Raw genomic sequence first — 12,918 nt, 5'->3', positions numbered from 1 at the left:
GCCCGCCCTGCGGCGCGCCGCAGGCCCGGGGTGGACCCCGCCCTACCCGGTGCCCCTTGCGCCCGGTCCATACTTGACGGGTGAGCATCCGCCCGGCGCACCCCACCGAACTGGCGCTGCTGCAGGACATCGAGGTCGCCGCGGGGCGCCCCTTCGCCGACATCGGCATGGCCGAGATCGCCGGCGACCAGCCGCTGCCGCTGGTGGTGCTGGAGACCCACCGGGCGGCGGGCCGCGCCTGGGTCGCCACCGACGCCGGCGACCGCCCGGTGGGCTACCTGATCGCGAGCCTGGTCGACGGCGACGCCCACATCGACCAGGTCTCCGTCCACCCCGGCCACGCCCGCCGCGGGCTGGGCCGGGCGCTGATCGACCACCTGGCCGGCTGGGCGGTGCGGCGCGGCCTGCCGGCGCTGACCCTCGCCACCTTCCGCGACGTGCCGTGGAACGCCCCCTACTACCGGCGCATCGGCTTCCGGCCGCTCGCCGACGACGAGCTGACCCCGGGGCTGCGCGAGATCCGCCGCCGCGAGGCCGAGCTGGGCCTGGACCGCTGGCCGCGGCTGTGCATGCGCCGCGACCTGGCCCCCGAGGAGCTCAGCGCCGCCGGTAGATGACCAGCAGCACCCGCAGCACCAGCAGGCAGCCGACGACCATCAGGTTGTAGCCCATCGCCTGGAACAGGGTCAGGTCCGGGGCGAGGGCGGGCCCGCCGGTGGTGCCGAGCAGCAGCACCCCGCTCACCCCGGCCGCGATCGCGATCAGGGTGAGCAGCGACTGGTTGACCAGCCCGGCCAGGAAGCGCCGGTCGTCCTCGTCGGCGAGCGGCCGCACGGCGACACTCAGCCGGCCGCTCTCCAGCGCCGCCGAGATCCGGTCCCAGCGGCGCGGCAGCCGCCGCAGCGTCGGCAGCAGGTTGACCAGCTCCTCGGTGGCGGTCTGCCGCAGCGCCGCGGGCCCGACCTGGCCGCCGACCCGCTCGGCCGCGAAGCGCCTGGCCTCCGCCACCAGGTCGAAGCCGGGCGCCAGCAGGCTGAGCGCCCCCTCCAGGGTGGCCAGCGCCCGCAGCACCGCGGCGATCTCCGGCGGCATGGCCAGACCGTGCCGCGACACCAGCAGCAGCAGGTCGGTGAACATCTTCACGTCGGCGCCGGCGCCGCCGTTGAGGTAGCGCACCATGAACTGGCCGAGCGCCCGGCGCAGCCGCCGCTCGTCGACCTCGTCGGGCAGCGGGCTGAGGTCGAGCAGGCCGTCGGTGAGCCCGGTGGGGTCGCCGCGGTCCACCGCGAGCAGCACCCGCTGCAGCGCGGCGCGCAGCGCCGCGTCCAGCCGCCCCACCGAGCCGTAGTCCAGCAGCCCCGGCCGCCCGTCGGCCAGGACGAAGATGTTGCCCGGGTGCGGGTCGGCGTGGAAGACGCCGTGCAGCAGCACCTGGTCGAGCACGAAGTCCAGCAGGGTGGTGGCCAGCTCCGCCCGCGCCTCGCCCGTCAGGTCCCGCACGGCGCGCTCGTCGCTGAGCGGGGTGCCGTCCAGCCGCTCCATCACCAGCACCCGCGCGGTGCACAGGTCGTCGTGGACGCGCGGCACACGCACCCGCCCCGACGCGGCGGCCGCGACCGCCGCCATGTTCGCCGCCTCGGTGCGGAAGTCCAGCTCCTCCAGCAGCGCCTCGGCGAAGCCCTCGGCCAGGTCGAGCACGCCCAGCGCCGGCCCCCAGCCGGTCCGCCGGTGCAGGGTGCCGGCCAGCCGGCGCACGATGTCCAGGTCGCGGCGGACCACGGGCCCGATGCCGGGCCGCTGCACCTTGACCACGACCTGCTCGCCGGTGCGCAGCCGGGCCCGGTAGACCTGCGCGATGGAGGCCGAGGCCAGCGGCGCGCGGTCGAACTCGGCGAAGAACTCCTCGACGGGCGCGCCCAGCTCCTCGGCGACCAGCGGCTCCAGCTGCTCCCACGGCACCGGGGTGACCTGGTGGTGCAGCCGGCCAAGCTCCTCGATGAAGACCGGCGACAGCAGGTCGCGCCGGGTGGCCAGCACCTGGCCCAGCTTGACGAAGGTGACGCCGCCGCGCTCCAGCGCCCGCCCGAGCGAGCGGGCCAGCCGCCGCCGGCCCTGCGCGAGGTCGGACGGGTCGCGGCGGCCCCACAGGTAGGGGCCCAGGCCGTGCCGGAACACGATGTGCAGGATCTGCAGGTAGCGGCGGGTACGGCCGGCCATGGCGCCCAGCCCCCTGACCCGGGCCACCGGGCGCAGCCGGGTGCCCCGGGGGACCAGCACCTCGGCGGCGACCAGGAAGGCCATCGCACCCAGGACGGTCGTGCCGGTCACGATGGTGCCGTACGGCCAGTCGATCTCCGCCGGCACCTCGCCGGGCGGCCACAGCGCCTGGGCGAGCACACCGCCCGTCGCCATGCCGAACAGCCCGGCCAGCACCGCCCTGGGCAGACTGATCCGCAGACCGAGCAGCAGCCCGGCGATCCAGGCGAGGACCATGACCGTGACCATGCCGGCCGCGGCGACGTAGACGTTCTCCAGCAATCCCATAGCAGTCCGCGATCTTGTCACGGACCGCGCGCCGCCGTGAATCCCCCGCCCGGTGTCCGGCCCGCCCCGAAGCGCCCCTTTCGCGGCGCCGCGGTGCGGCACAGGTCACGCGGGCACCGGCGCGGCCTTCCACCGGAACCCCACCCCCGCGTGGCAGCATCCTGCTGCTGCGGCCTGCGACGGCGCAGGTGGCAGCCTGACGTGCCGTCTCCCGTGCCCGAAGAGTCCCCCATGACGCTAGGTCCCAGCCGTACCGAGCCGCGTCCGGATCGCGCCGGCCGCAGGCAGAGCCCGATCGACATCGATCCGGCCGGCGCCCAGTACGTGCCCTCGCTGCCGGGCATCGCCTTCGCCTTCGGCCCCAGCGCGCTGACCCTCGGCACCGTGCGGCCCGCGACCCACGCCCCCGGCTGCGACCGCGACGACGAGGAGAACATCGCCGCGCGCCCCTCGCACGGCAGCGCGACCGCCGTGGTCACCGACGCGCACCGCAACCTGGTCTACGAACTGGACGAGGTGCACTGGCACGCCCCGGCCGAGCACACCGTCGCCGGGCACCGGTTTCCGCTGGAAGCGCACCTGAAGTACCACCGCACCGGCGAGCCCTCCGACGCCATGGTGGTGGCCGTCCTGGTGGAGCCCGGCCCGGCGCACCCCGTCCTGGACCAGGTCATCGCGGCCTTCCCCGAGCCCGGGGAGGCCCAGCGCCACGTGCCGCTGTTCGACCTCGCCGCGCTGCTGCCGGCCTCGCGCGGCTCCTACCGCTACTCGGGCTCGCTCACCACCTGCGAGTACGGCGAGGGCGTGTGGTGGGTGGTGCTGGCCGAGCCGGTCACCGCCGCCGAGGCGCAGATCGGCGCCTTCGCCAAGCGCATCGGGCCCAACGCCCGCCCGGTGCAGCCGCCGCACGAGCGCGCCGTCTACACCGACCTGCCGCCCAAGGGCTGACCGGCTCCGGTCCTGCCTCGCCGCCGTCCTGTCCGCTGTGGGACGCTTGACCCCGTTCTACCGGCCAGGACGGTGAGGTGTGCGATGGCTCTGGAGGCGGCGGGCGGCGCGCGCCCATGGCGCAGAGCCCGGACGGCCGACTGGTTCGCCGTCGCCCAGGTGCTCCGCTTCGCCTGGGCGCAGTCGCTGAGCTGCCTGTTCGCGGTCGCGCTCTTCGCCGGGCTGGCCGCGTCCTCGGTGGTGCCGCTGCCGATCGCCCGCTACGACGCGCTGCTGCTGTACGGGCTGGCCGTGACCGCCGTGCTGTGGGCCACCCGGCTGGAGACCGGCCGCGAGGCGCTGGCCGTGGCCGGCTTCCACCTGGTCGGACTGGTCTTCGAGCTGGTCAAGGTGAACATGGGCTCCTGGAGCTACCCCGAGGACGCCGTCACCAAGATCGCCGGAGTACCGCTCTACAGCGGCTTCCTGTACGCGGCGGTGGGCAGCTACGCCGTCCAGGCGTGGCGGCGGCTGGACCTGGAGCTGAGCGGCTACCGCCCGGTCGCCACCGCCGTCGTCGCCGCCGCGATCTACCTGAACTTCCTCACCCACCACTGGCTGCCCGACATGCGGGTGCCGCTCGCGGTGCTCATGGTCGCCGTCACCTGGCGCACCATGGTCGGCTTCACCGTCGGCGCGGTGCGCTACCGCTTGCCGCTGGCGCTGTCATTCGTGCTGATCGGCTTCTTCCTGTGGATCGCCGAGAACATCGCCACCCTGCTCGGCGCCTGGCAGTACCCCCACCAGGCCGACATGTGGCACCTGGTCCACCCGGCCAAGTTCGGCGCCTGGGCGCTGCTGGTGACCGTGTGCATCGTCATCGTGGCCACCTGGCGCCGTATCGAGGACGGCCGGCGGGCGGCAACCGGCGACTGAGCGCGGGCCCCTCACTCCGCCCGGAAGTCCGCGAAGTCGAATCCCGGCGAGACCACGCAGCTGACCAGCGTCTCGGCGTCCCCGGCCTCCGCGGCCTGCCACACCCCGCCGGGCACCAGCGCCTGCGGACGCTGCCCGGCGGCGAGGCCGGTGCCGAGCACGACCCTGTCGGGCCGCTCGGCGGGGCGCTCGCCGTCGCCGCCCAGCAGCAGGGTGAGCGGCCCGCCGGAGTGCCACAGCCACAGCTCGTCGGAGCGCACCGCGTGCCAGCGCGAGCGCTCACCGGGGGCGAGCGCGAAGTAGATGGCGGTGGCGCTGGCGCGCCTGCCCGGGTAGCCGTCGGGTTCGAACTCGGCCGGTGCCCGCCAGGTCTCCCGGTACCAGCCGCCCTCGGGGTGCGGCAGCAGGTCCAGCGCCTCGGCCGTGCCGGTCCGCTCCTCCAGCGCGACATGGCGCCCGGCCGGATCCCGGCGCAGGTAGCGCACCCCCACCACGGCCGACCGCTCGACCGGTCCGTAGATGTGGGGGAAGCGCACCTCGCCGGACACGCCGGGCGGCGGCGCGCCGTGGGCCTCCTCCCAGCGCAGCGGTGCCGACAGCCGGTCCGGATCGATCAGCAGGGCCACCATCGGCTGGTCGGCGTCGCGGTAGAAGGCGTCGGCCACCGCCAGCAGGGTGCCGGCGTCGGGCGACGCGTGCACAAAGCCCTCATGGTCCAGCGACGAGGGCACCACCGGCATATCGGGCTCGCTGCGCCACCGCTCCAGGGGGATCAGGTGCAGCACGGGTTCGCTCACGCCCCCAGTCTCCCGCACCCGCCGGACCCCGGCCGCCCGGCCCCGGCGCACCGCCGTCCCGGCCGCGCTGCCCTGGCCGCTCCGTTGCCGCCGGCTCGGCCCCGGCATGCGCCGGGGTGCCGTACATTCGTGCCATGGCCGCACCCAAGCTGCTCCCCGATGACGTGTGGTTCGCCCAGCTGCCGACGGCCTACCTGGCCGCGGCCGCGCTGCTCACCGATGGCGACGGCCGCGTGCTGGTGGTCAAGCCGAACTACCGCGAGCACTGGGCGCTGCCCGGCGGGGTGGTCGAGCACGGCGAGGAACCGCACCGCGGCTGCGAGCGCGAGGTCGCCGAAGAGGTCGGCCTGGCCATCGAGGCGCGCGAGCTGCTGGTCTGCCACTGGAACGGCCCCGCGGGCGCGCGCCCCCGGCCGTTCGTGTCCTTCGTCTTCGACGGCGGCACCGTCGCACCGGGCGCCGCCATCACCCTCCAGGCCGAGGAACTGGACGACCATGCCTTCGCCACCCCGCAGGAGGCCGCCGCCCTGCTGCACCCCGTGCAGGCGCCCCGGCTGGCCGCCGCCCTCACCGCCCGCAGCACCGGCCGCGCTGCCTACCTGATCGACTGAGCCCCGCCCCGCCGAGCGGGTCGCCCGGATCCCCCCGCGTCGCCCGCGTCACCGGCTTCGGCGACCGGCCCACACGCCGTCCGTCCCGGCGGCTGTGCCCGGACACCCGCGTTGACGCGGCGGCCGACGCCTTCCCGGCGGTGCGCCATTCCCGACGCGGCGCCTCCGCCGCGCGCCGGAGCCGACCGTACTCGCGGCGTCGGCCGGGTGGCCGGGACGGGGGTTCAGCGCAGCAGCGGGAGTCGGCCGACCAGCTTGTCGACCTTGTTGCGGGCGCCGATCAGGCTGAGGCCGTAGTAGCGCAGCTCCGGCTCCGGGGTGGCGGCCAGCGCCGCCAGGTAGCCGTCGTAGACGCGGGACTCCTGTGCGAGGGCGGGCATGGCCACCAGGTGCAGCTCGGCCTTTGCGGCGGCCCGCTCCCTGATGGCGCGCACGGTCGCCTGGTCGGCGGCCAGGATCGCGCAGCCGGTCCACGGCAGGCCGGGGTGGTGCGAGCCCGAGGCGTCGGGTCCGCCGGGGCCGACCACCTCGGGCAGCGCGCGTCCCGCGGCGGCGCCCAGGCAGACGGCGGCGTTGGCGGCGAGCCCGGCGGGCAACTCCTGGTCGACCACGATCACCCACTTGAGCCGCGCCTCGCGGGTCGGCAGGTCCGGGCGCACGTCGGTGCGCGCCAGCCGTGGCATCGAACGGGCGGCGGTGCGCGCGTCGAGCACTCCGTCGGCCGGGTGCGGTGCGGTCCGCATGGTGTCCACTAGCCCTCCATGTGTCGAATCTCCTACCGCTTGAGCGAGACTTCGTCGCACCCAGAACGGGATCCGCGCTGGATGCTAATCAGACATACTGGTAGACACAATCAGTGCCGAATTTTGTTCGGAGGAGTAGGGCTGATGGAGCGTCTGGACGAACTCGACCGCGCGCTGCTGCGCGAACTCCAGTACGACGCACGGCAGACCAACCGCGAACTGGCCGCCAAGACGGGGGTCGCGCCGTCCACCTCGCTGGAGCGGGTTCGCGCCCTGCGCGAGCGCGGTGTCATCCGCGGCTACCGCGCCGAGGTGGACCTGGCCGCGCTCGGCCGCGAGGTGCAGGCGATGATCTCGGTGCGGATCCGTCCGCCGTCGCGCGGCAACATCGAGTCCTTCCGCGAGTGGGTCGCCCGGCTGCCGGAGACCGTGAGCGTCTTCGTCACCTCCGGAACCCGCGACTTCCTCATCCACGTCGCCGTGCCCGACACCGACGGCCTGTACGCCTTCGTCATCGACCGCCTCACCGAACGCCGCGAGGTCGCCGACGTGGAGACCAGCGTCGTCTACGAGCACCTGCGCGCCCCGGCCGTCGCCCCCGTCCGCGAGCGTCGGTGAGGCGGCGGGCCCGTCCGTGCCCCCGGCCGCCCTCAGCGGCCGGGGTCCGCACCCGGCACGTGGCGCCGCCCACCGCGGTCCGGCCCGGTGGCTGGGGGCGAACCTCAGGAATCCAGTCCCCCGCCCTCCCTGGGGGACTCCCCTGCACACAATCCTTCCGCCCTGAGGTGTGCGGCGCGGGTCCTACCGGGCGGTTGTGGACAAGCCGTCCGGTGGGACGCCGCCTGTGGACGTCCGGTTCGACGTCTGCGCGGGAGGCGGCGGCCGACGCGGCCGAGCCGGCCGCGGCCACCACCCACCGGCGTCACCCGTCAGGCCGGTAGCGCGCCCCGCCGGGAAAACGCGTTCGCGCCGGGCGCGGTCCTCTCGCTAGCCTGCCGCCATGCCACGCGAGCACATCCCCGAACTGTGGGCCGTACCGCGCTCGGGCGCGCTGGTGCGCTGCCCGTGGTGCGCCACGCGCGGCCTGGTCGCCGGCGACCGCTTCGCCTGCACGGGCTGCGGCCGCTCCCACGTCGATCCCGACGCCGAGGCCGGCTGGTGGTGCGCGTGCTGCGGGGAGTGGGAGGGCACCAGCGCGCACTGGTTCCACGGCCCCGCCGACGCCGCCGCCAACGGCGCCTGCGGCGGCTGCGGCCGCGAACTGGCCTGGTCGGCCCGGTACCCGCGCCGCTCGGCCGCCCCGGCCGAGCACCGCGCCGAGTGCCCGGGCTGCCACCGCACGACCGTCCTCGCCGTCGCCCTGTCCAACGTGGTCCGCCCCGCCGACCCGGTCGACCGCCTGTTCGGCCTACCGCTGTGGCTGCAGACCCCGTGCGCCGGGCACGTCCTGTGGGCGGTCAACCGCCGCCACCTCGACTACCTCGACGCCTACCTGACCGCCCGCCACCGCGACATCGCCACCCTCAGCCTCGGCGACCGCCTGCCCCGCTGGATGACCTCGGCCAAGAACCGCGACGCCGTCGGCCGCGCACTCACCCGCCTGCACGCCCTGGCCTAGCCCCGGCCCCGCATCGCGTGCTCAGAGCGCGTACTCCGGGCGCCCGGTGGGCCGGTGGACCTGGAGCACGATGCCCTTCGGGAAGGCTCGCGTCTTGACCGGTTCGAGCGCCGTGTCCGGACCCGCCTCGGGGAAGAACCGCTTGCCCTGGCCGACGACCACGGGGCGGACGAGGAGGATGAGCCCGTCCAGCAGCCGCTCGCCGAGCAGCCACCGGACCAGGTCGACGCCGCCGTGCGCCTGGAGTTCGCCTCCCGGCCCGGCGGTCGACTCGCCGATCGCCGCCGCGACGTCGCCGGAGAGGAGTACGGACGGTTCCGAGCCGACGCGCTCGCCACGAGACGGCCCGGCGGCCGAGCCCGATCAGACGCTCCTGCCCCACCTCACCGCATGAGCCGGCGGTAGGCCCCTCGCCGGCCGGCGGTCACGCGGCGGGCCGCTGCCCGCCGCGCGGTGCCGGCCGGCGAGGGGGCCGCCCTGCGGCACGCCCCGTCCTGCATTTCGTGCCGCGGCTCGTGGGGTCCTCGCCGGCGATGAGCTCAGAAGGTCGTTGGGACGGAGGGTTCCGGCGTGGGTGTCTGCCCGGGCTGGTCGGAGGGCGCGATCCCGCCGCCGGCGCGCAGGCGCAGCGCGGTGCCGTCGGGGTGCTCCAGGGTGAGGGAGTCGCCCTCGACGGTGTAGGCGACCTCGCCGCCGTCCAGCACGGCGGTGATCGCCCGCTCCACTCCGGCGGCCGGCTCCGCGCAGGCCATCCGGGTGCTGACGAGCGCGCCGAAGCGGATCGTGCCGTCGGAGATCTCGGTGTCGGCGCTGCCCTGGTTGCAGTTCTCGATCCGCGTGGTCACGCCGCCCTCGCCGAAGACGAGTTGCGCGCCGACCGGCACGGAGGAGGCGGTCTCACCGGTGATGATCGTGTCGAGGACCCAGACGGTGCCTTCGAGCGGCTGGTCGGCCGGGGCGGCCTGCTCGCGCAGTTCGATCACGGTCGTGTCCGTCTCCAGCCGCAAGCGGTCGCCGTCGAGGGTGTAGGCGGGGTTCGCGGTGAGCACCCCGGCCAGCCACTCGTCCTGCTCGTGGCGGGCGGGGTCGCAGCCCATCTCGGTGCTCATCAGCTCCGCGACCTCGATCCGGTCGGCGCCGATGGTGGCCGTGCCGGTCATCTGGTTGCACCCGGCGTCGGCATGGATCTGGCCGTCGCGGAAGCCCACCGTGATGGCGGTGCCCTCCACCGGAGGCCGTTCGGCCCCGCCCTCGGTGACGGACTCCGCCGTGAACACGCGGTCGGCCAGCCCTCCGGCGCCGCCGTCCGGGGAGCTCGCCGCCCCGCTCACATCACCGCATCCGCTCATCGCCATGAGCGCGAGGGTAGCCAGGGCGCCGGTGAGAAGCACAGGTCTCATACCCCTGCTACGCGCCGGACCGCCGGAATGGTTGCATCGGCCGCCCGGATCGTCACGGAGCGGCGCGCGGCGGACACCGGACGTCTCCGCTACCCGGTCGCCCGCCCGTAGCGTGCCGCCAGCTCGCGCAGGTGGGCGACGAGTTCGGGCAGGTCCGCCACCTCGAAGTCCACCCCGAGCAGCCCCAGGTGCACGGCCAGCGTCTCCACGGAGTCCGCGCCGGTGTGCAGCACGCAGCCGGCGGAGTCGACCGGCTCGACCACGCCGACGGCGGGGCTGATCCGTTCGGCGACGGCCTCGGCCGGTGCGTGCACCACCACGCGGGCGCGGTGGCGCCACGCCGCCGCCGACACGCCGCGCGATACGAAGGCCGCCGCGTCGCCCTCAGGCGGCTCGCGCGGTGTGAAGCGCGGACCGGCCGGGCCGCGCAGCTCGACGCGGTCCACCCGGAAGGTGCGCCAGTCCGAGCGCGCGGTGTCGTAGGCCAGCAGGTACCAGCGGCGGCCCCAGTTCACCAGCCGGTGCGGCTCAACCTCCCGGCGGGTGGCCGAGCCGTCGTGGCGGCGGTAGTCCAGCCGCAGCCGCTCGCTGTCGCGGCAGGCCGAGGCGAGCGCGGTCAGCAGCTCAGGGTCGACGGAGGGCATGGGGCGGTCGCTGGGCACCGGCACGGTGTAGGCGTGCAGCGCGCCGACCCGGCGGCGCAGCCGCGAGGGAAGCACCTGCTCCAGTTTGGCCAGCGCGCGCAGCGCCGTCTCCTCCACGCCCGCCAGCGCGCCCTGTGCCACGGTGCGCAGCGCGACGGCGACCGCCACCGCCTCCTCGTCGTCCAGCAGCAGCGGCGGCATGGCGGCGCCGGACCCGAGCCGGTAGCCGCCGGAGGAGCCGCGGGTGGCGTCGACGGGGTAGCCGAGTTCACGCAGCCGCTCGACGTCCTTGCGGACGGTGCGTCCGCTGACGCCGAGGCGTTCGGCCAGCTCGGAGCCGGGCCATTCACGGGGGGTCTGCAACAGGGCGAGCAGGCGCAGCAGCCGCGCCGAGGTCTCCGACATTTTTCCAGCCTGCCCGTCCATTAGGAACGATCCTTGCCTATTGCCTTCCTATTGTCGGGGACATGACGAACAACGACGACATCCGTCCCTTCCGCATCGAGACCTCCGAGGCCGAACTCGCCGACCTGCGCGACCGCCTGGACCGCACCCGGCACACCGGCGAGCTGCCGGGTGTCGGCGCCGAGTACGGGGTCTCCCTGGAGTACGTGCACCGGCTGCTGGACCACTGGAAGAACGGCTTCGACTGGCGGGCCGCCGAAGCGCGGCTGAACGCGTACCCGCAGTTCACCACCGAGATCGACGGCCAGAACGTGCACTTCCTGCACGTCCGCTCCCCCGAGCCCGACGCGGTGCCGCTGGTGCTCACGCACGGCTGGCCCACCACGGTCGCCGAGTACCTGGACGTGATCGGCCCGCTCAGCGACCCGCGCGCCCACGGCGGCGACCCGGCCGACGCCTTCCACCTGGTCATCCCGTCCGTCCCCGGCTTCGGCTACTCCGGCCCGACCGGCGAGAAGGGCTGGAACCGCTACCGGATCGCCCGCGCCTGGGCCGAGCTGATGCGCCGCCTGGGCTACCGGCGCTACGGCGCGCACGGCAACGACGGCGGCTCGCTCATCTCCCCCGAGGTGGGCCGGTTCGACCCCGAGCACGTCATCGGCGTGCACGTCACCCAGGTGTTCTCCTTCCCGTCCGGCGACCCGGCCGAGCTGGAGAAGCTGGGCGAGGAGGACCTGGCCAAGGTGAAGTTCCTCCAGTGGTTCTACGAGAACGTGGGCGGCTACGACCGGCTCCAGTCGCAGGCGCCGCAGACCCTCGCCCACGCGCTCGCCGACTCCCCCGTCGGGCAGCTCGCCTGGAACGCCCAGCTGCTCGGCGAGACACTGAGCCTGGACTACGTGCTGACCAACGTGATGATCTACTGGCTCACCAACACCTCGGCGTCCTCGGCGCGGCTGTACTACGAGGACGCGCACGCCGAGCACCCCGCGGAGCCGACGACGGTGCCGCTGGGGCTGGCGAACTTCGCCAATGACTTCCAGTCCATCCGGCCCTTCGCCGAGCGCGACCACCGCGACATCCGGTCCTGGAACGTCTACGACGTGGGCGGCCACTTCGCCGCGCACGAGGTGCCCGAGGTGCTGGTGGACGACATCCGCGGCTTCTTCCGCAGTCTGCGTTAGAGCCCGGCGCCGGCCGGGCGGCTCAGCCGCCCGGCCGCACCCGGCGCGGCATCCCGCCGTGCGGGCCGACCAGCCCGGCGGAGTCGCCCGCCGGCTCCACCTACCCGGCCGACAGGGCATGGCCGGCCCGCAGTCGGCCCCGGTCTGAGGCCACCCGGGGAAGGTACCGGGCCGCACGGCGCCGACGCGGGCCGTCGTCAGCGCTCCCCGCCGTCGAGTGCGGCGACCTCGCGCACGGCCCCGGCGACGGCGCGGAAGTCCTTGCGCAGGATCGCGCCGTGGTTGCTGGGGACCTTCGCGTAGATCTTGATGTTCGGGTTGCGCTCGGTCACCCCGGCCAGGCTGGTGCGGATCAGCTCCTGCCCGTCGCCGCTGCTGCCGAAGGACGAGCCCGAGGCGACCACATGCCGGGTGGGGACGGTGATGCCGTCCAGGACGGGGCCCAGCTCGCGGGCGCGGGCGAGCCTGCCCAGCTCGATGTTGCTGTTCGCCATCTCCTCGGGGTTCATCCTCGGGACCAGGCCCGTCGGGCGCAGCAGCGGCATGAACCAGCCCATCCGCCGGAACAGCTTGCGGATGTGCTGCTCCATGGCGTCGTCGAGCCAGTCGTACGGCTGGGCGCCGTCGACCAGGACCGCGCCCACGGTGCGGTCGGGGTTGCGGGCGGCCCAGTGCGCCGCGACGAAGGCGCCGTAGGACCAGCCCACCACCAGCGCCCGGTGCACGCCGCGGGCGGCGAGGACGGCGTCGACGTCGCGGACCGCGGCCTCGAAGGAGTAGTCGGCCGAGCGCTTCGACCTCCTGCCGCGGGCCCGCTCGTCGTAGGTGATGTGGCGCCACTCCGTGCCGAGGTCGGCGATGACCCGCCGCCAGTAGCCCTGGGTGGCGAACTGGCCGTTGAGGTAGACCACGGGGACGCCGGGGCCGCCGGTGTCGGTGGCGGCCAGGGCCGTGTCGTCGACCGGCACCATGCCGGTCCACGTCGGCCCGGTCGAGGACGTGCTGTTCGTCATGTACTTCTCACCGATCCGCTCGGGGGCTTCGTTCGCGGCCGTCCGGACGCCGGGTCCGGCTTCCCGCCGTCACCGGCCGGGCCGCGAGCCGGGGTT

14 protein-coding genes are annotated in these 12,918 nt (G+C 74.8%); 7 read left to right on the top strand and 7 right to left on the bottom strand.

The annotated features are described in order from the left end of the window. The first annotated feature begins 80 nt into the window (after positions 1 to 80). Entirely contained in the window at positions 81 to 617 is a 537-nt protein-coding gene (locus tag CLV72_RS15560) for a GNAT family N-acetyltransferase (protein WP_245930223.1), read from the top strand. Here the strand turns inward: CLV72_RS15560 and CLV72_RS15555 are convergent. Beyond that, positions 598 to 2,544 carry an ABC1 kinase family protein gene (locus CLV72_RS15555; protein ID WP_106246384.1) on the bottom strand — a complete coding sequence of 649 codons (1,947 nt, stop codon included), beginning with the start codon at positions 2,542 to 2,544 and terminating at the stop codon, positions 598 to 600. The genes CLV72_RS15560 and CLV72_RS15555 overlap by 20 nt on opposite strands. Positions 2,545 to 2,775: 231 nt before the next feature. Between CLV72_RS15555 and CLV72_RS15550 the strand changes: the two genes are divergently transcribed. After that, positions 2,776 to 3,492, top strand: a complete 717-nt coding sequence (locus tag CLV72_RS15550; protein ID WP_106246382.1) for a carbonic anhydrase family protein — start codon at positions 2,776 to 2,778, stop codon at positions 3,490 to 3,492. A gap of 84 nt (positions 3,493 to 3,576) precedes the next feature. Then, positions 3,577 to 4,407, top strand: coding sequence for a DUF817 domain-containing protein (locus tag CLV72_RS15545; RefSeq protein ID WP_106246379.1), 831 nt, complete (start codon positions 3,577 to 3,579; stop codon positions 4,405 to 4,407). An 11-nt stretch (positions 4,408 to 4,418) separates the two neighbouring features. On the opposite strand, the gene CLV72_RS15540 is transcribed toward CLV72_RS15545, so the two are convergent. Beyond that, positions 4,419 to 5,204 carry a cupin domain-containing protein gene (locus CLV72_RS15540; protein ID WP_281262419.1) on the bottom strand — a complete coding sequence of 262 codons (786 nt, stop codon included), beginning with the start codon at positions 5,202 to 5,204 and terminating at the stop codon, positions 4,419 to 4,421. Positions 5,205 to 5,338: 134 nt separating this feature from the next. On the opposite strand from CLV72_RS15540, the gene CLV72_RS15535 reads away from it, so the two are divergent. Then, positions 5,339 to 5,815, top strand: coding sequence for an NUDIX domain-containing protein (locus CLV72_RS15535; protein WP_106246375.1), 477 nt, complete (start codon positions 5,339 to 5,341; stop codon positions 5,813 to 5,815). A gap of 224 nt (positions 5,816 to 6,039) precedes the next feature. Here CLV72_RS15535 and CLV72_RS15530 read toward each other — a convergent pair whose 3' ends face one another. Further along, entirely contained in the window at positions 6,040 to 6,558 is a 519-nt protein-coding gene (locus tag CLV72_RS15530; RefSeq protein WP_245930264.1) for a DUF2000 domain-containing protein, read from the bottom strand. Between the two features lie 144 nt (positions 6,559 to 6,702). Here CLV72_RS15530 and CLV72_RS15525 point away from each other — a divergent pair, with 144 nt between their 5' ends. Both CLV72_RS15525 and CLV72_RS15520 read left to right on the top strand, forming a co-directional pair. Next, entirely contained in the window at positions 6,703 to 7,176 is a 474-nt protein-coding gene (locus tag CLV72_RS15525; RefSeq protein WP_106246373.1) for an Lrp/AsnC family transcriptional regulator, read from the top strand. 382 nt (positions 7,177 to 7,558) lie between these two features. Next, entirely contained in the window at positions 7,559 to 8,176 is a 618-nt protein-coding gene (locus tag CLV72_RS15520) for a hypothetical protein (RefSeq protein ID WP_106246370.1), read from the top strand. A gap of 21 nt (positions 8,177 to 8,197) precedes the next feature. Here CLV72_RS15520 and CLV72_RS15515 read toward each other — a convergent pair whose 3' ends face one another. The 3 genes from CLV72_RS15515 to CLV72_RS15505 form a co-directional block, all read right to left on the bottom strand. Next, a complete protein-coding gene (locus CLV72_RS15515) occupies positions 8,198 to 8,455 on the bottom strand; it encodes a dihydrofolate reductase family protein (RefSeq protein WP_106246367.1) in 258 nt (85 codons plus the stop codon). A 260-nt stretch (positions 8,456 to 8,715) separates the two neighbouring features. Then, positions 8,716 to 9,531 (bottom strand): META domain-containing protein, encoded by an 816-nt coding sequence (locus tag CLV72_RS15510; protein ID WP_170140993.1) that lies wholly within the window; start codon positions 9,529 to 9,531, stop codon positions 8,716 to 8,718. 134 nt (positions 9,532 to 9,665) lie between these two features. Next, complete coding sequence (locus CLV72_RS15505; protein WP_106246362.1) at positions 9,666 to 10,625, bottom strand: helix-turn-helix transcriptional regulator; 960 nt, start codon at positions 10,623 to 10,625, stop codon at positions 9,666 to 9,668. Positions 10,626 to 10,687: 62 nt separating this feature from the next. Between CLV72_RS15505 and CLV72_RS15500 the strand changes: the two genes are divergently transcribed. After that, the gene (locus CLV72_RS15500) at positions 10,688 to 11,809 is read left to right on the top strand and encodes an epoxide hydrolase family protein (RefSeq protein WP_106246359.1); all 1,122 of its coding nucleotides are present in this window, start codon (positions 10,688 to 10,690) and stop codon (positions 11,807 to 11,809) included. 197 nt (positions 11,810 to 12,006) lie between these two features. Here the strand turns inward: CLV72_RS15500 and CLV72_RS15495 are convergent, their stop codons facing one another. Further along, positions 12,007 to 12,822, bottom strand: coding sequence for an alpha/beta hydrolase (locus tag CLV72_RS15495; protein ID WP_106246357.1), 816 nt, complete (start codon positions 12,820 to 12,822; stop codon positions 12,007 to 12,009). Between the last annotated feature and the right edge of the window lie 96 nt (positions 12,823 to 12,918).

This window comes from Allonocardiopsis opalescens, from assembly GCF_003002095.1.
GTDB lineage: Bacteria > Actinomycetota > Actinomycetes > Streptosporangiales > Streptosporangiaceae > Allonocardiopsis > Allonocardiopsis opalescens.
The sequence above is the reverse complement of the archived record's forward strand: the minus strand, read 5'-3'. Positions and strand labels throughout refer to the sequence as shown.